We start from the raw sequence: 16,299 nt of genomic DNA on the forward strand, positions 1-16,299 counted from the left end.
CCGCCTTTTGCTTTTCTTCGTTTTCAGCCTGCCCCTGTTTGCCCACGCGTTGCCGCTGCCGCTCGATGCGCGCCTGCGTGAAGAAATCGTGATGGTGCCGTCTGGCGACGGTGGCCGCGAGCGGCTGGAAACGACCGTGTTCCGGCCGCCGGGACCGGGTCCGTTTCCGCTGCTTTTGATGAATCATGGCAAGCAGCCGGGGCCGGCACGGCAACAGCCGCGCGAGCGCTTCATCTATATGGCTACCGAATTCGTGCGCCGCGGCTACGCGGTGATGCTGCCGATGCGCGCCGGTTATGCCGGTTCGACCGGCGAATACCGCGACCATGGCTGCGACATGGCGGCCAATGCCGCCGGCCAGGCGCGCGACATGCGCGATGCGCTGGCCTATGCACGGCGCCAGCGCTGGGTCGACGCCAGCCGCATGGTTGTTGCCGGCCAATCGTATGGCGGGCTGGCGGCGCTGTCGCTGGCCACGCAGGCGCCGCCCGGCGTGCGCGGCGTGCTCAACTTTGCCGGCGGTCTGCGCGTCAGTGATGGCGTGTGCGACTGGCAGTCGGCGCTGGGTGCAGCTTTTGCTACTTTGGGCGCGGCCAGCCAGGTTCCCAGCCTGTGGCTGTATGGCGAGAACGATGGCTATTTCGCGCCGTCGCTGGTGCGCCGCCTGTATCAAGCCTATGCAGAGGCTGGCGGCCAGGCCGAGCTGTTTGCCTATGGCGCCTTCAAGCGCGACGCCCACCTGACCTTGGGCAGCCGCGACGGCGTGGCAGTGTGGCTGGCGCCCACCGAGCGTTTCCTGCGCCGCATCGGCATGCCGGCTGCGCCCGTGGTGGCGCTGCCCGAGCTGGCGTCGGCGCCAGCCACCCAGTTTGCCAGTGCCGCCGATATCGGCGCCGTGCCCTACCTGGCCGGCAGCGGGCGCGCCGCCTACCGTGCGTTCCTGGACAAGCTGCAGCCGCGCGCGTTTGCCGTCTCGGCCAGCGGCGCCTGGGGCTGGGCCGAGGAGGGCGAAAGCCCGGACGTTCGCGCGCTCGATTCCTGCCAGCAGGGCAGCAGCGCGCCCTGTCATTTGTACGTGGTCAATGACGATGTGGTGTGGCCGGCGGGCGGGTAACACGGTGGCGCGTACGATAAGGCCTGCTGCAACTGTCCGCTTCGGTATAATCGGGGCAAGCCTACCCAATCACTTGAGAACAAATCCCTATGGCGTCATCCCCAGAAAACCTCAGCATGGCCGTGTTTTGCGACTTTGAAAACGTCGCCCTCGGCGTACGCGATGCAAACTACGAAAAATTCGACATCAAACCGATCCTCGAACGCTTGCTGCTCAAGGGCAGCATTGTTGTCAAGAAGGCTTATTGCGACTGGGACCGCTATAAAAGCTTCAAGGGCACCATGCACGAAGCGAACTTCGAGCTGATCGAAATCCCCCATGTGCGCCAGTCCGGCAAGAATTCGGCCGACATCCGCCTGGTGGTCGATGCGCTCGACCTGTGCTACACCAAGGCCCACGTCAACACTTTCGTCATCATCAGCGGCGACTCCGACTTTTCGCCGCTGGTATCGAAACTGCGCGAAAACGCCAAGCAGGTGATCGGCGTGGGCGTGAAGCAGTCGACGTCCGACCTGCTGGTGGCCAACTGCGACGAATTCATCTTTTATGACGACCTGGTGCGTGAAAGCCGCCGCACGGCCGCCAAGCGCGATGCGCGCAACGAGCGCGATGAGCGTGATACCCCGGCGCCGAAACGTTCGGCCGACGAAGAAGTGCGCCGCAAGGAAAAATACGAGTTGCGCAAGACCGAGGCGATCGAGATGGCGGTCGAGACCTTCGATGCGCTGGTGTCCGAGCGCGGCGACAGCGGCAAGATCTGGGCCTCGATGCTGAAAGAAGCGATCAAGCGCCGCAAGCCCGACTTCAGCGAATCGTTCTACGGTTTCCGCACCTTCGGCAACCTGCTGGAAGAAGCGCAGGCGCGCGGCTTGCTGGAATTCGGCCGCGATGAAAAATCGGGCGCCTATGTGTACCGCAGCAGCGGCCAGGTGGCCGCCGCCGCGCCGGTCGCGGCCAGCGTCGACACCGTCAGCGACATCGTTGTTGCTGACGCGGTGATGGCGGAAGAAGGCAACCGCGAGCATGGCAATCCTGGCAACGCCGGCAACCGCCGCGACACGCGCCGCAATGGCCGTGGCGGGCGCAAGCAGAACGACAACCGCCGCAATGACACCGCGCCACAGGCTTTCGTGCCGGTGGCCGAAGTGGAAACGCAGGTCGACACCGTTGAACCGGTGCAGGAGCCGGTGCAGCCAGCGCCTGAGGCGGTCGAGACCGTGGCGGAAGACAGCAAGCGCGGTTCGCGCCGCAATGGCCGTGGCGGGCGCAACAGCAACAACCGCGAAGCGCGCGCTGTTGTTGCAGAGATCGTGGAAGCTGCGCCGGTGATCGAGTTCATCCCGGAGCCGGTGATCGAACCGGTCGTCGAGGCTGTGGTCGAAACGCCAGCCGAAGTCAAGCCGAAACCGAAGCGTACGCCGGCCCGCAAGGCGGCAGCTGCCAAGAAGCCGGCCAAGGCGGCGGTTGAAGCTGTTGACGCTGTGGTCGAAGTGGCGCCGGTGGTCGAGGTCGTGCCAACGGTGGAAGAACAGCCGGCCAAGCCGCCACGCAAGACGCCTGCACGTCGTCCTGCGCGCAAGAAGGTTGAAGAAAGTTGATTGAATCCCTGAAGCAAGGGCAGGGACCGACCCCAGTCTTTGCTTGGGGTCTGTAACCATGTACCCCGGCGAACGCTTCAACAGCATTTCCCACGTGGCTGGCGCGGCGCTGGCCGCGATCGGCGGCGTGGTCCTGATCGTGGCGGCGGCGCGCACCGGCGACGCCTGGAAAATCGTCAGCTGCAGCGTGTATGCAGCCATGCTGCTGACCTTGTACCTGACTTCCTCGCTGTATCACAGCGTGCGCGCCAGCAAGGCAAAGACGGTGCTGCAGCGGCTCGACCATTGCGCCATCTATCTGCTGATAGCGGGCACTTACACGCCCTTCATGCTGGTGACCCTGCGCGGGCCATGGGGCTGGTCGCTGTTTGGCGTGGTGTGGGGCCTGGCCCTGATCGGCATCGTGCAGGAATATCTGTATGCCAGGGGCGCGCGCATTTTGTCGCTGGTGATCTATGTGCTGATGGGCTGGCTGATCGTCATCGGCCTGAAGCCGCTGCTGGCGGCGCTGGAGTGGAACGGGTTTTTGTGGCTGGCTGCCGGCGGCCTGTGCTATACGGGCGGCATCGGCTTTTACGCTACCGACCACAAGCTGCGCCATGGCCACGGCATCTGGCACCTGTTCGTGCTGGCCGGCAGCAGCTGCCATTTTGTCGCCATTTTGTTCTACGTTGCCTGACGTTGGGCGCCGCCCTGACTATTGCCGATAATCCATTATAATGCCCGGATCTGTGAAACAAGGGCAAGAATGGACATCAACTCGGACGACCTGAAAATTTTCGTTACCGTGATCGACAGCGGCACCCTGAGCGCGGCTGCCGTCCATCTGGGGCAAACCACCTCGGGCGTGAGCCGGGCCTTGTCGCGCCTGGAAGACAAGCTGGCCACATCCTTGCTCACGCGCACCACGCGGCGCATGGAGCTGACCGAAGAAGGTCAGCTGTTCCTGGCGCGCGCACGCACCATCCTCGCTTCCATGGAAGACGTGGAAGAGTCCATCCGCATCCGCCGCCAGAAGCCGGCCGGGCGCCTGTGCGTGGATGCCGCGTCACCGTTCATGCTGCATTGCGTGGTGCCGCACGTGGCCGAGTTTCGCGCCATGTATCCGGAGATACGCCTGGAACTGACCAGCAACGACCAGATCGCCGACCTGCTGGAACACCGCACCGATATCGCCATCCGCATCGGCGCCCTGGCCGACTCGACCCTGCATGCGCGCGCCTTGAGTTCCAGCCCGCTGTACCTGCTGGCCACGCCGGCCTACCTGGCGCGCCACGGCGAGCCGGCCACGCCGGAAGCGCTGGCCAATCACGCGCTGCTGGGCTTTGCCCAGTACGACCTGGGCAACAACTGGCCGCTGCGCCACGAGGCCGGCAACAGCCTGCAGATCGTGCCGGCGCTGGCCGCCTCCAGCGGCGAAACCCTGCGCCAGCTGGCGCTGCACGACCAGGGCATCGTCTGCCTGTCGGACTTCATGACGAAGGGCGACATCGCGGCAGGACGGCTGGTGAAAGTGCTGCAGCCGTTCTACACCGGCTACCGCCAGCAGATCCACGCCGTGTATTACCGCAACACCCAGCTGGCGCAGCGCATCAGCTGTTTCCTCGAATTTTTGCAGCATAAGCTTTAAGGCTAGGCGTGAGAATGCGTGTGTTTTCCTCCGTATAGCTTATGTTAATATCTTGCAACTTTAACTATTGCAAAAGTATTATGAATGCCAGCTTTTCCCTGATTGCCTTGCTGTGCACCTCCGGCGCCGCTGCCGCCGGGATCGACTACGCCGGCAAGCCGGACTGCCGCATTGCCGAACATGCGCGGGTTGCCGGTCAGGTGGCGTACTGGAGTGGCGCCTGCCAGGAAGGTTATGCCAGCGGACCCGGTGCTTTGCAATGGAGCAAGGATGGCAAACCAACCGAGCGGTATGAAGGTCCGCTGGTCAGGGGCGTGCCGGAGGGGGCCGGCATCGCGCAGTGGGCCGATGGCAGCGTGCACGAGGGCACGTACCGGAACGGCGAATTGCATGGGCCTGCGGTGGTGGTGTTCAAAAGCGGCAACAAGCTGGAAGCCAGCTTCGAGCAAGGCAAGCCGGTTGGCAACGTCAAGGCCGCCTTTGCCGGTGGCGACCGTTATGAAGGCGGCTGGAGCCATGGCCCGGAAGGAACCGGCAGCATGACCTTTGCGCTGGGCGGCGCCTATCATGGCCCATTTCACGAGGGCAAGCCGGTCGGGGACGGCGAGATACTGTACCCGAACGGGCAGGTGCTGAAAGCCCGATTCAATGGCAGTTTCCAGCTGACGCAGCGGCCGCAGCCGGAGACGCCCAAGCTTTACAACATCAAGCGCGAGGATGCGCGTACCGGTTCGAACATACGCCAGGTCGCCGGCAGCAATTTTGTGGTGCCGCCGGAAAAGCCGTATGCCGAGTTGACGCCGGATCAGCAAGCGCTGGTGAAAACCAGGTACAAGGCCTTGCAGGAGGACGATGCGCCGCCTTATCCGGAAAAGGGCATGCTGCAAATTTCGCGCGCGATGGGAAAAATGATCTCGTATGGCTACACCACGGGCACCTTTCGCGCCAATGTCAGCATCAATGAGGCAGGCGTGCCGCAGCATGTGACCATGCTGGAAAGCCCGGACAGCGAAGCGGGCAAGCTGGCCGGCTCGATCCTCATGCTGGTCAAGTATACGCCGGGGCGCTGTGCCGGCCAGCCTTGCGCCATGGTGGTGCCGTTCAATTACACGCTGAGCGTCACGCACTAGCCTGCCGGCGTGACCAGTTCGCCGCGCAGCAGCAGCTCGACCTCATGCGCCGGCAGCGGGTGGCTGAAGTAAAAGCCCTGCGCCTCGTCGCAGCCGTGGCGGCGCAGGTAGTCCAGCTGTTCCGCCGTTTCCACGCCCTCGGCCACCACCCGCAGTTTCAGGTTGTGCGCCAGCGCGATAATGGACACCACGATGGCCGCGTCATCAAGGTCGCTGGCGACGTCGCCGACAAAACTGCGGTCAATTTTAAGTACATCGATCGGGAAGGTGCGCAGGTAGGCAAAGCTGGAATAGCCGGTGCCGAAATCGTCGATCGACAGCTGCACCCCCAGCGCCTTCATGTCGTGCAGCTGGCTCACCGCCAGCGCCACGTCGTGCATGAACAGGCTTTCCGTCAGTTCCAGTTCCAGGCAGGCCGGCGCCAGGCCGGTTTCGGCCAGCACTTCGGCGATCGAGGCCACCAGGTTCGGTTCATTGAACTGGCGCGCCGACAGGTTCACCGCCAGGCGCAGCTGTCCCAGGCCGGCCGCATGCCAGGCTTGCATCTGCGCGCAGGCCTGGCGCATCACCCAGGCGCCGATCGGCACGATCAGGCCGGTGTCTTCGGCCAGCGCGATAAAACGGTTGGGCGCGACCATGCCCAGCTCCGGATGGCGCCAGCGCAGCAGCGCTTCGACGCCGACGATGCGCCCGCTCGCCAGGTCCAGCTGCGGCTGGTAGTGCAGCACGAACTGGTCGCGCTCGAGGGCGTTGCGCAGCGCCGTTTCGATGCGCAGCCGTTCCAGCGTGGCCTGGTTCATCGCCTTGGTGTAAAACTTGATGTTGTTGCGGCCCTGTTTCTTGGCGCTGTACATGGCGATGTCGGCCTGCTCGATCAGGTTCTGCGTTTCGCCGTTCAGGGTCACGTCGCCGGGTGCGTCGAACTGCGTGATGTCGTAGACGCCCACGCCGATGCTGCAGGTCACAAAAAATTCCTTGCCGTCCAACAGCACCGGTTGCGCCACGGCGTCCATGATGCGCTGCACCACCGCCTGGCCCAGCGCTTCATCGGCCTGCTCGCACAGGATGGCGACGAATTCATCGCCCGACAGGCGCGCCACGGTGTCGCTTTCGCGCAGGCTTGTTTGCAGCCGCGCGGCGATGGTTTTCAGCAGCAGGTCGCCAGCCTTGTGGCCCAGGCTGTCATTGACGAACTTGAAGCGGTCCAGGTCGATCAGCAGCACCCACAGCGCGCGGTTCTTGCGCCTTGACAGTGCCATCGCCTGCACCAGCCGGTCGTGCAGCAGGGCGCGGTTGGGCAGGCCGGTCAGCACGTCATGGTGGGCGATATGCTGTATCTGCTGTTCGGCCAGCTTGCGTTCGGTGATCTCGGAACCGGTGCCGCGGTAGCCCTTGAAGTCGCCCAGCTCATCGAACAGCGGCTCGCCATTGATGCTGAACCAGCGCAGTTTGCCGTCGCGGTCGGCCATCGCATATTCGAGGTGGAAGAATGGCAGGTGGGCCTGCAGCGTGGCGATGTGCTGCTTGCCCCAGCGTGCATTGCGCATGTCGGGATTATGGTCCCAGCGCGTGGCGCCGATAAAGCGCTCCAGTGGCATATTGGACTTGTCGGCAAAGCCGCTGGTGATGTGCGTGAAGCGGAAATGCGCGTCCTGTTCCCAGTACCAGTCCGAGGACAGCGCCAGCAGGCGGCGAAAGCGCTTTTCGCTTTCCTGCAGCGCCCGTTCGGTGCGTTGGCGCGCCCGCACGTCTTCGCTGAGCAGCTCGTTGCTGCGTTTGAGGTCGGCCGTGCGCTGTTCGACCAGCAGCTGCACGCGGCGCGAGCGCTGCGTCAGCGACTGCACGAAAGCGGCCGTCAGCAGGCTGAACAGAAAGCCCGTGATCAGCGTAAACAACGAACCCAGGTGGTCGGCCATGAAGGGCCGCGGGTGCGCCACCACGCGCACGTGCCAGGAGCGGCCGGCGGCGGCAAAGCCGCTGTCATAGCGGCTGTGATAGGCGAAATGCAGCCAGCGCGGCAGCCGGTGCCAGCCGGTGTTGCCGTCCTGTTCGGCCACCGCGCCGTGCCGGAAGATGCGCGTGTTCGCTGCGGCGCCGGCACCGGCAAATACTTCGACTTCCAGTTGCGGATCGTCCAGCAGCTCGGCGCCCGACAGGATTTTTTGCACCAGTTCGCCAGCGCGGATGATGGCGGCCGTGTCGCCGATCACGGCCGCGCGCCGCTGCTCGGGGGTGTCGAGCGGCGCGCCCTGGCGGTACACGGGGCGCAGGATGACGAAGCCTTTTTCCGGTCCCTGGGCCAGGCTCAAAAGGCCGGTGGCCACCGTCAGGTTGCCCGTCACCGCCTGTTCCAGGGCGCCGGCCAGCAAGCCGTCGGGGCGCACGTTCAGGCCGAAGGCGGGCAGGTTGCCCTGCATCGGTTCGAGGTAGTCGACCACCATGTAGTGCGGGCGCACGGGGGCCGGCAGCATTGCACCGTCATGCATCTCGAGCATCCGGTAGCCGGGCACGATGGCGCGCAGCTCGGCTTCGAAGCCGGCGCGCTGCGCATGCGGCACGCGGCGGTGGAAATTGAAAGCCTGGATGAACGGATGGCGCTGCAGCAGCGGCGTGGTGAAGTCATGGAACTGCTGGCGCGTGACGGGCACGATGGCGGAAAACAGCTGGTTGGTGGTGGTCAGCACTTCGACCGCGTCGTCCAGGCCCTGCTCGATGGCGGCCACGCGCGCGCCGGCGCGCTGCTGCAGGCTCAGGCTCATCTTGTCATACTCGAGCTGGCTGATGGCGGCAAACAGCACCGCCGTCACCGACACCCCGCAGGCAAACGTCAGCGCGGCCGCGGCGGAAAGGGAGTAGGGCAGGCGGCCACGCAGCATGGAAAGAGTTCTCGTTCAGGATGGATGTAGCCAACAGCGAGGGCGGGCCGGCGCAGCCGTAGTGTGTCATAAACGCTGTCTGGCGTGCTGATTTTGCAGCCGTGCAGTGCCATTATGCAACACCGTTTCAATCCGGCCGCTGCGCCCGCCGTTGCAAACGCCACAGCTGCCACGCTGGCAGCAGGCGGTTCAGGAAGCCCAGGCCGAACAGCGCCCGCCAGCGCACCAGGCGCACCATGCGGGCAGAGCGGCCTGTGTAGCGTTGGCCGGGCTGCATGCGTTCCGGCTTGGCCGCGAAGATAATGCGGTTGTTGCCGGCGATGCCGTCGAAGTGGCATACCTGGCCGCGAAACGTCAGCATCAGCCGCCCCAGCATGGCCGCATAGTGCGGATCGTAATTGAACAGGTTGGCCACCAGCACGCCACCGGGCACCAGCGCGCGCAGGCAGTCGGCATAGAAGCGCGCGCTGCCCAGCGCCGGAGGCAGGCCGCTGGCGTCGAAGCCGTCGAGCAGCAGCACGTCGGCGCTGGCCGGATGCTGGCGGATATAACTGACGGCGTCGGTTTCGATGATGCGCAGGCGGGCGTCGTCGGGCGGCACCATGAATTGCTCGCGCAGCGCGATCACGTCGGCGCGCAGCTCCAGCACCGTGATGCGCGCGTCAGGCAGGTAGCGGTGGCAGAATTTCAGCAGCGAGCCACCACCCAGGCCCACCATCAGGATATGGCGCGGACGCGGCACGAACAGGGTAAAGCACATCATCGCGCGCGCGTAGCGCAGCAGCAGGTGATCGGGGCGCGACAGCAGCATTTCGCTCTGGATCATGCCGGGACAAAACTCCAGCCGGCGCCGGTCGCCCTCGGTGTGCACCAGAGGATGGGGAGGGGCGGTAGTGCGTGCGTCGATGGGCATCAATGAATCGGTGGAAAACAGGCCAGGTTTTGTTGCATTCAGAGAAATCTGATAAGCTCCTGACAGCATACCCGATTTATTATCCCCATAGGGCCGCGGCGCCTCGGCAAGCTGCCGGCAAGATCGGGCACCATGGAGACAAGCATGTTTTTGGATCACCCCACCATTACCGCCACCAACAGTTTTACCGAGCCCGACCGTATTGAGCGGCTGACGCGCGTCTACGGTTACGCTGCGGCCATGGCCGACCAGGCCGGCAACGCGCATTTCATCGAAAAAGTGGCGCAGATCCACGACCACAAGGGTACCTTGATCGTGTTCTGGTACGACGCGCCCACCGAAGAGGAAAAGCACTGTTTCGTGCAGGCCTGGGCCAGCAAGGTCGGCGACGGCAGCACCAATGTCGAACACGAGATCTGATGGCGCACGCACGCGCTCTGGACTGAAGCATGGATATCAAGACCCTGGTCCTGGCGCTGGCGCTGGGCAACCTGAGCCTGTGCGCCGCGCTGTTTTTCTTTGAATACGAGCGCAAGAAGTCGTTCGCCATGTCGACCTGGGCGCTGGCCAAGCAGTGCCAGGCTGTAGCCTGGTGCCTGCTGTACCTGCGCGGCGTGGTGCCCGATTTCCTGTCCGTTTTGCTCGGCAACAGCCTGCTGTTTGCCGGCATGGCGCTCGACGCGGGCGCCTTGTGGCAGGCGGCCGGCAAGAGCGGCTGGCGCCGGCGATTGCTGCCGGCGCTGGGCGTGGCCGTGCTGCTGTTCGCGCTGTGCCATGTGTTTGACGTCGCGCCGCTGCTGCGCAGCGCCGGCGGTTCGCTGATCGTGGCCGGTTTCTTCCTGTCCGGCGTGGCCGCCTTGTGCCTGAAGTGGCGCGAGGCGAGCATGCTGCGCCGCTTCCTGGCCGTCGCCATGGGCCTGCTGTCGCTGCTGATCGCCGTGCGCGGCGTGCTGGCCGCCTTCGTGCCCGGTTTTGACGCCGAGCTGATGCAGCTGGCCGGCTTCGGCGCGCTGTACCTGATGATGTTGACCAATGCCTTCGGCTATCTGCTGCTGTCGCGCGAAAAGCTGGGCGGCGAACTGGCGCGCCTGGAAGTGGTCGACGCTGCCACGGGCGTGCCGAACCGGCGCGGCTTTTACCAGGCGCTGGCGCCGTGGATGGCGCTGGCGCGCCGGCCCGGCCTGCCGACCGCGCTGGTGGTGCTCAATCTAGACGACTTCAAGCGCGTCAACGACAGCTATGGCCACCCGGTCGGCGACGCGGTGTTGAAAAGCGTGGTCGACATCTGCCGCCAGCAACTGCGCGACAGCGACCTGATGGGCCGCTTGGGCGGCGCCGAATTCGCCATCCAGCTGCCCCGCACCAGCTTGAATGACGCGCTGATGGTGGCCGAACGCATCCGCGCCGCCGTCGCCGCCTTGCCGGTGAAAACGGAAAAAGCCGTGCTCAGCCTGACGGCCAGCCTGGGCGTGACCACCATCCGCGCCGACGACAGCACGGTGGCCCTGTTCAAGCGCGCCGACGAGGCGCTGCAGGCGGCCAAGCAAGCGGGACGCAACCGCGTGATGGCGGCCCCGGAGACTAGCGCACTGGACGTCTGAACGCTCTAACTTATATTTAAGCCAAGCAAGTTATGATGCGAAAGACATTGTGTTTTGCACTCATTTTCCACTCTTGCCAGGCCTGTTCATGAAAAGTCTCACCTCCCTGCCCGTATGGCCACTGGCCGCCCCGATCGCGGGCTGGTTGTTCCTGGGCGGCGCCAGCTTCGGCTTTGGCGGCGCCTACCAGATCCTGCTGGTGCTTGGCCTGATCGCCAGCGTGCTCGCTGCCGTCTACCACGCCGAAGTGGTGGCGCACCGCATCGGCGAACCGTACGGCACCCTGGTGCTGGCGCTGGCCGTGACCCTGATCGAGGTGGCGCTGATCGTCTCGCTGATGCTGGCCGGCGGCCCCGAAACCACCGGCCTGGCGCGCGATACCGTGTTTGCCGCCATCATGATCATCCTGAACGGCATCGTCGGCATCTGCCTGCTGCTGGGTGCCGGGCGCCACAGGGAACAGACCTTTGGCCTCTTGGGCGTGAGCGCGTCGCTGGCCACGCTGGCGGCGATCGCCATATTGACGCTGGTGCTGCCGAACTATACGTCGAGCGCGGCCGGGCCGTACTACAACTCCAGCCAGCTGATCTTCATCGCCGTCATTTCCCTGGTCTTGTACGGCACCTTCGTGCTGGTGCAGACGGTGCGCCACCGCGATTACTTCCTGCCCAAGGAAGCGGTCGGCAACGAAGAAGTGCATGCCGAGCCGCCCACCCCGACGGTGGCCTGGATCAGCGCCATCGCGCTGCTGGTGTGCCTGGGCGCCGTGGTGCTGTTGGCCAAGTCGCTGGCGCCCGCGCTGGAGACGGCGATCGCCGCCATGGGCGCGCCAAAAACCCTGGTCGGCATCGTGATTGCCGCCATCGTGCTGCTGCCCGAAGGCCTGGCAGCGGTGCGCGCCGCGCGCGCCAATCGCCTGCAAACGAGCCTGAACCTGGCGCTCGGCTCGGCCCTGGCCAGCATTGGCCTCACCATTCCGGCGGTGGTGGTGGTGTCGCTGGCCACCGGCCTGACGATCACCCTGGGGCTGGACATCAAGTCGACCGTCTTGCTGCTGCTGTCGCTGATGGTGGCCACCCTGTCGCTGGGCACGGGACGCACCACGGTGATGCAGGGCACGGTGCACCTGGTGATCTTTGCGGTCTACCTCTTTACCACCATCGTGCCGTAAAAACCGGCGATTGCCTGTCACGATCCTGTCATGCCCCTGTCATATCATGGCGGTAGTGTGGTAGGATTTTTAAATCGTTTAAATGATTTATATAATTTCCATGCCCGCCGGCCTGTTCCGGGCCGGCGGGCATGGCAGTGACCAGACAAGAGGCCAGTATGTATGCAGCGGTGGACCTGGGGTCCAACAGTTTTCGTTTACACGTCGGCAAGCATGATGGCGACACCATCCGCGTCATCAAGAGCGTGCGCGACCCGATCCGCCTGGCCGCCGGCCTCGACGCTCATGGCGACCTGACCGAGGCGGCCATGCAGGGCGCGCTGGCGTGCCTGCAGCGCTTTCGCGCCGTGCTCGATACCTACCAGCTCGACGCGGTGCGCGTGGTGGCCACCTCGGCGATGCGCGTGGCGCGCAACGGCACCGTCTTTTTGCCGCTGGCCGAAGAAGCCATCGGCTACCCGATCGAGATCATCTCGGGCGAGGAAGAAGGGCGTTTGATCTACATGGGCGTGGCCAATTCGCTGGCGATTCCCGGCGAGCGGCGCCTGGTGATGGATATCGGCGGCGGCTCGACCGAACTGATACTGGGCCGCGGCCAGGACGTGGAACGGGTTGAATCGTTTAGCCTGGGCACAGTCAAGCAGAGCCTGTCGTTCTTTATCGGCGGGCGCATCGACGCGCCATCGTTCGAAGCGGCAATTCTGTCGGCGCGCAGCCACTTCGAGGATGGCGCGCCGCCGTACATGCCGCAGCACTGGAAGACCGCCTATGGTTCTTCCGGCACCATCCGCACGATTGCCGACATCATTGCCCGCAACAAGCTCGGCGACGGCCTGCTGACCGGGCCCAGCCTGGACGCGCTGGCGCGCCGCTTCATCGAACTGGGCCACACCAGCAAGATCGACCTGCCGGGCTTGCGGCCCGACCGCGCCGGCACCATCGTCGGCGGCCTGGCGATCTTGATCGGCCTGTTCCGCGAACTGGCGATTCCCGCCATGACGCCGATCGAGGCTGGTTTGCGCATGGGCGTGATGTGGGACCTGTTCCTGCGCTCGACCAAGCGCGACCGGCGCGAACAGTCGGTGCAGGCCTGCATGGACAAATTCCATGTCGACCAGCGCCGCGCACAGCGCGTGGCCGAGCAGGCGCTGGCGCTGTACGCGCAGTTGAAACCGACCTCCGAGGCGCTGGTCAAGCCGCTGCGCTGGGCCAGCCTGCTGCACGAAACCGGCATGGTGGTGTCGCAGACGGGGTATCACAAGCATGCCGCCTACATCATTGAAAACGCCGACTTGCCCGGTTTTACCACGCGCGAACAGAAGATCATGAGCCGTTTGATCCTGGTCCAAAAGGGCAACCTGCGCAAGGTCGACGACGTGCTGGCCGATGCCGACTTCGCCAAGGCGGTACTGGCGCTGCGACTGTCGATTTTGCTGATGCACGCGCGCATCGAGGCCGATTTCAGCGAACTGCGCCTGCGCATGAAGAACCGCATCGACCTCGATATCAAGCGCGGCTGGGTGGCGCACCATCCCACCGTGTCGTTCTGGATCGAAAAAGAGCAGGAATTCTGGGATGAAGTGGGCGTCGATTTCACGATACGCGCCAGTGCCTGAGCGCTTGCGCGACTGCCATAAATTTTTTTCACGAGCAAAAATTTTAAAAACCGTATATATTGTTTATATTATTTACCTGATTGGATGACTCATGACCAAAACCGCGCCAGCTAAAAAGCCCGTCGCCGCTCCTGCTTCGATGTTCCCGACCACCGAATCGATCAATGCGGCAGCCGCCGCTGACGCCGCGCCAGCGACCGCTGTGGCAGCCAAGCCGGCGGCAAAAGCCCCGGCCAAGCCACGTGCCAAGGCGGCTGCCAAGCCGGCAGTCCCAGCTCCAGCTGCGGCAGCCAAGCCCGCCGCGGCGAAACCAGCAGCGGCGAAACCCGCCGCCAAGCCTGCCGTAGCCAAGGTCGCTGCAGTTGCCAAGCCTGCGCCTGCCGCCAAGGTGGTAGCCAAACCAGCGGCCAAGCCAGCAGCCAAGGCCGCCGTGAAACCGGCAGCCAAGCCAGCCGCCGTGAAAAAAGCGCCTGCCGCCAAGGCCGCCGTAGTCGCCAAGGAAAAAGCCCGCAAGCCGAAGCTGGTGCGCGACAGCTTCACCATGCCGGAAGCCGAATATGAAGTGCTGGGGCAGGTGAAAAAAGCCTGCCTGAAGGCCGGCTTCGAGATCAAGAAAAGCGAACTGCTGCGCATTGGCGTGGCATTGATCAGCCAAATCGACCTGGCCACCCTGCAAAACGTGCTGGCCGGCCTGCCGCAGCTGAAAACCGGCCGTCCAAAGAAGGACTGATAGCGGCCGTCCTGCCGGCGCGGCGATTCTGGTTTACCATGGGGCTTGCATAGAAATCCCATGGTAGCCATGTCAGCAGACACCGAAACATTTGAAATCGAGCGCGCCGGCTTCGTCGAGCGCGCCATCGTGCGCCATCGCGGCGCCACCTTTACCCCCGCCATCGACCACGTCGCCGAGGAAATCCCGGTCGCGCTGGTCTTTAACGGCATTTCCCACGTGGTCATGATGGCCACCCCGCGCGACCTGGAAGCATTTGCTTATGGCTTTGCGCTGACCGAAGGCGTGGTGGCGTCGGCCGCCGCCATTTTCGACTGTGAAGTATTCTTGCGCGGGGACAGCGCCGAAGTGGCCCTCACCATCGCCCAGGAAGACTTCGTGCGCCTGAAAGACCGGCGCCGCGCGCTGACGGGGCGCAGCGGCTGCGGCGTGTGCGGCATCGACAGCCTGGAAATGCTCGACCTGCAGCCCGCAGCGCTGCCGCCGGCGCTGATCACGGTCGACTTGCCGCAGGCCCTGGCAAAGGCTGCCGACGGCCTGCGCGCTCACCAGGCGCTGATGCAGGCTACCGGCGGCGTGCATGCTGCCGCCTGGTGCACGCCAGACGGCGCGATCCTGTATGTGTTCGAGGATATCGGCCGCCACAATGGCCTCGACAAGCTGATCGGCCACCTGGCCCTGCAAGGCACCGACCTGCGGCGCGGCTTCGTGTTTTTGTCCAGCCGCGGCAGCTACGAGCTGGCGCGCAAGGCGGCGCGCATGCGCATTCCCTTGCTGGCGACCATCTCGGCCCCCAGCTCGCTGGCGATCCGCATCGCCACCGATGCGGGCATGAAACTGGTGGGTTTCTGCCGCCAGGATGCGTTTGTTGATTACACGCCACACATCAGCCTGTCGCCGCCACGGGTGAGCTGAGATGCGTCATGGAAATGACATTCCACTGTCATTTTCCTGACATATTAGGCAAGTACGCTGGGGTTGTCTTGTTCACCAGGGATGACACCATGCAAAACATAATCGCTACAAATGACGTCAAGTCGCGGCCAGTACAACTGGTACTGAGCCAGGCCAGCACGGCCGAGGAATTGCGCGAAGTGCAGCGCCTGCGCTACAAGGTCTTTATCGAGACCATGGGCCTCACTTCGCTGGCGAATGCCGATGGCCTCGACAGCGACGAGTTCGACGCCCATTGCGATCATTTGATCGTGCGTGATGCCGATACGCTGAAAGTGGTCGGCACCTACCGCGTGCTGAGCGCCTCAAAAGCCGCCAAGCTGGGCCGCCTGTATTCCGAGAATGAATTCGACCTCAGCCGCCTGAATCACCTGCGCGGGCGCATGGTCGAAGCGGGGCGCGCCTGCATCCATCCCAAGTACCGTGGCGGCAGCGTGATCATGCTGCTGTGGTCGGGCCTGGCCGAATACATGCGCCGCGAGCGCTGCGATTACCTGGTCGGTTGCGCCAGCATCAGCCTGGCCGACGGTGGCCACAATGCGGTGGCGGTGTACCAGGCGCTGGCGGAAAAGCATTTGGCGCCTTCCGAATACCGCGTCACGCCGCACCTGCCATTTCCGATCCACCAGGTGGAAGCGGCGCACAAGCCGCAGGTGCCACCATTGATCAAGGGTTATCTGCGTTCAGGCGCGTGGATTTGTGGCGAGCCGGCCTGGGATCCTGATTTCGAGAGTGCCGACATGTTCATGATGATGCCGCTGGCGAATCTGGACGAGCGCTATGCGCGTCATTACGGGGTGACGCCGGGCTGATGCAATAGTGGGGCAGAGCGGGATAGATCCTGGTGGCAGAAACAGACAGCATGGTTTGGGCTGTGCTTCCTTGATGTTGCCAGGGTTGCTCTGTAGAGAGCGGACTGCAGGTTGTGTAGGCCGAAACGGGCGGCGCCGTGAGCGCGGGCCAGGC

General features: G+C 64.3%; 14 protein-coding genes. 12 read left to right on the forward strand and 2 right to left on the reverse strand.

Annotation, left to right across the window (positions count from 1 at the left end; genetic code table 11):
* Positions 1-7 precede the first annotated feature (7 nt).
* The 5 genes from AC0Z42_RS08450 (at position 8) to AC0Z42_RS08470 (ending at position 5,472) form a co-directional block, all read left to right on the forward strand.
* Positions 8-1,114, forward strand: a complete 1,107-nt coding sequence (locus tag AC0Z42_RS08450; protein ID WP_485467772.1) for a dienelactone hydrolase family protein — start codon at positions 8-10, stop codon at positions 1,112-1,114.
* Between the two features lie 89 nt (positions 1,115-1,203).
* Positions 1,204-2,712 carry an NYN domain-containing protein gene (locus AC0Z42_RS08455; RefSeq protein WP_485467773.1) on the forward strand — a complete coding sequence of 503 codons (1,509 nt, stop codon included), beginning with the start codon at positions 1,204-1,206 and terminating at the stop codon, positions 2,710-2,712.
* A gap of 58 nt (positions 2,713-2,770) precedes the next feature.
* Positions 2,771-3,391, forward strand: coding sequence for a PAQR family membrane homeostasis protein TrhA (gene trhA / locus AC0Z42_RS08460; RefSeq protein WP_485467774.1), 621 nt, complete (start codon positions 2,771-2,773; stop codon positions 3,389-3,391).
* Between the two features lie 69 nt (positions 3,392-3,460).
* Complete coding sequence (locus tag AC0Z42_RS08465; protein ID WP_485467775.1) at positions 3,461-4,342, forward strand: LysR substrate-binding domain-containing protein; 882 nt, start codon at positions 3,461-3,463, stop codon at positions 4,340-4,342.
* Positions 4,343-4,422: 80 nt separating this feature from the next.
* Positions 4,423-5,472: an MORN repeat-containing protein gene (locus AC0Z42_RS08470; RefSeq protein WP_485467776.1), complete on the forward strand. Its 1,050-nt coding sequence runs from the start codon at positions 4,423-4,425 to the stop codon at positions 5,470-5,472.
* Here the strand turns inward: AC0Z42_RS08470 and AC0Z42_RS08475 are convergent.
* Both AC0Z42_RS08475 and AC0Z42_RS08480 read right to left on the reverse strand, forming a co-directional pair.
* Positions 5,469-8,348, reverse strand: a complete 2,880-nt coding sequence (locus AC0Z42_RS08475) for a bifunctional diguanylate cyclase/phosphodiesterase (protein ID WP_485467777.1) — start codon at positions 8,346-8,348, stop codon at positions 5,469-5,471. The genes AC0Z42_RS08470 and AC0Z42_RS08475 overlap by 4 nt on opposite strands.
* 127 nt (positions 8,349-8,475) lie before the next feature.
* Positions 8,476-9,261, reverse strand: coding sequence for a spermine/spermidine synthase domain-containing protein (locus tag AC0Z42_RS08480; protein WP_485467778.1), 786 nt, complete (start codon positions 9,259-9,261; stop codon positions 8,476-8,478).
* 144 nt (positions 9,262-9,405) lie between these two features.
* Between AC0Z42_RS08480 and AC0Z42_RS08485 the strand changes: the two genes are divergently transcribed.
* The 7 genes from AC0Z42_RS08485 (at position 9,406) to AC0Z42_RS08515 (ending at position 16,145) form a co-directional block, all read left to right on the forward strand.
* Positions 9,406-9,681 carry a hypothetical protein gene (locus AC0Z42_RS08485; RefSeq protein WP_485467779.1) on the forward strand — a complete coding sequence of 92 codons (276 nt, stop codon included), beginning with the start codon at positions 9,406-9,408 and terminating at the stop codon, positions 9,679-9,681.
* A gap of 29 nt (positions 9,682-9,710) precedes the next feature.
* Entirely contained in the window at positions 9,711-10,862 is a 1,152-nt protein-coding gene (locus AC0Z42_RS08490; protein ID WP_485467780.1) for a GGDEF domain-containing protein, read from the forward strand.
* An 88-nt stretch (positions 10,863-10,950) separates the two neighbouring features.
* On the forward strand, positions 10,951-12,033 hold the full coding sequence (locus tag AC0Z42_RS08495) for a calcium:cation antiporter (protein WP_485467781.1): 1,083 nt from the start codon (positions 10,951-10,953) through the stop codon (positions 12,031-12,033).
* A 158-nt stretch (positions 12,034-12,191) separates the two neighbouring features.
* The gene (locus AC0Z42_RS08500) at positions 12,192-13,649 is read left to right on the forward strand and encodes a Ppx/GppA phosphatase family protein (RefSeq protein WP_485467782.1); all 1,458 of its coding nucleotides are present in this window, start codon (positions 12,192-12,194) and stop codon (positions 13,647-13,649) included.
* A 91-nt stretch (positions 13,650-13,740) separates the two neighbouring features.
* Positions 13,741-14,379 carry a hypothetical protein gene (locus AC0Z42_RS08505; RefSeq protein WP_485467783.1) on the forward strand — a complete coding sequence of 213 codons (639 nt, stop codon included), beginning with the start codon at positions 13,741-13,743 and terminating at the stop codon, positions 14,377-14,379.
* Positions 14,380-14,439: 60 nt separating this feature from the next.
* Positions 14,440-15,294, forward strand: coding sequence for a formate dehydrogenase accessory sulfurtransferase FdhD (gene fdhD / locus AC0Z42_RS08510; RefSeq protein ID WP_485467784.1), 855 nt, complete (start codon positions 14,440-14,442; stop codon positions 15,292-15,294).
* An 89-nt stretch (positions 15,295-15,383) separates the two neighbouring features.
* Positions 15,384-16,145 carry a GNAT family N-acetyltransferase gene (locus AC0Z42_RS08515; RefSeq protein WP_485467785.1) on the forward strand — a complete coding sequence of 254 codons (762 nt, stop codon included), beginning with the start codon at positions 15,384-15,386 and terminating at the stop codon, positions 16,143-16,145.
* The last annotated feature ends 154 nt before the right edge of the window (positions 16,146-16,299 follow it).

The sequence above is a fragment of the Janthinobacterium sp. 1L-D-8-B-C4 genome, from assembly GCF_057291295.1.

Excerpts from the sequence above, each read along its gene's own strand:
- AC0Z42_RS08455 (WP_485467773.1), top strand. The coding sequence starts at position 1,204 with ATGGCGTCATCCCCAGAAAACCTCAGCATGGCCGTGTTTTGCGACTTT.
- trhA (WP_485467774.1), top strand. The coding sequence starts at position 2,771 with ATGTACCCCGGCGAACGCTTCAACAGCATTTCCCACGTGGCTGGCGCG.
- AC0Z42_RS08465 (WP_485467775.1), top strand. The coding sequence starts at position 3,461 with ATGGACATCAACTCGGACGACCTGAAAATTTTCGTTACCGTGATCGAC.
- AC0Z42_RS08470 (WP_485467776.1), top strand. The coding sequence starts at position 4,423 with ATGAATGCCAGCTTTTCCCTGATTGCCTTGCTGTGCACCTCCGGCGCC.
- AC0Z42_RS08475 (WP_485467777.1), bottom strand. The coding sequence starts at position 8,348 with ATGCTGCGTGGCCGCCTGCCCTACTCCCTTTCCGCCGCGGCCGCGCTG.
- AC0Z42_RS08480 (WP_485467778.1), bottom strand. The coding sequence starts at position 9,261 with ATGCCCATCGACGCACGCACTACCGCCCCTCCCCATCCTCTGGTGCAC.
- AC0Z42_RS08485 (WP_485467779.1), top strand. The coding sequence starts at position 9,406 with ATGTTTTTGGATCACCCCACCATTACCGCCACCAACAGTTTTACCGAG.
- AC0Z42_RS08490 (WP_485467780.1), top strand. The coding sequence starts at position 9,711 with ATGGATATCAAGACCCTGGTCCTGGCGCTGGCGCTGGGCAACCTGAGC.
- AC0Z42_RS08495 (WP_485467781.1), top strand. The coding sequence starts at position 10,951 with ATGAAAAGTCTCACCTCCCTGCCCGTATGGCCACTGGCCGCCCCGATC.
- AC0Z42_RS08500 (WP_485467782.1), top strand. The coding sequence starts at position 12,192 with ATGTATGCAGCGGTGGACCTGGGGTCCAACAGTTTTCGTTTACACGTC.
- AC0Z42_RS08505 (WP_485467783.1), top strand. The coding sequence starts at position 13,741 with ATGACCAAAACCGCGCCAGCTAAAAAGCCCGTCGCCGCTCCTGCTTCG.
- fdhD (WP_485467784.1), top strand. The coding sequence starts at position 14,440 with ATGGTAGCCATGTCAGCAGACACCGAAACATTTGAAATCGAGCGCGCC.
- AC0Z42_RS08515 (WP_485467785.1), top strand. The coding sequence starts at position 15,384 with ATGCAAAACATAATCGCTACAAATGACGTCAAGTCGCGGCCAGTACAA.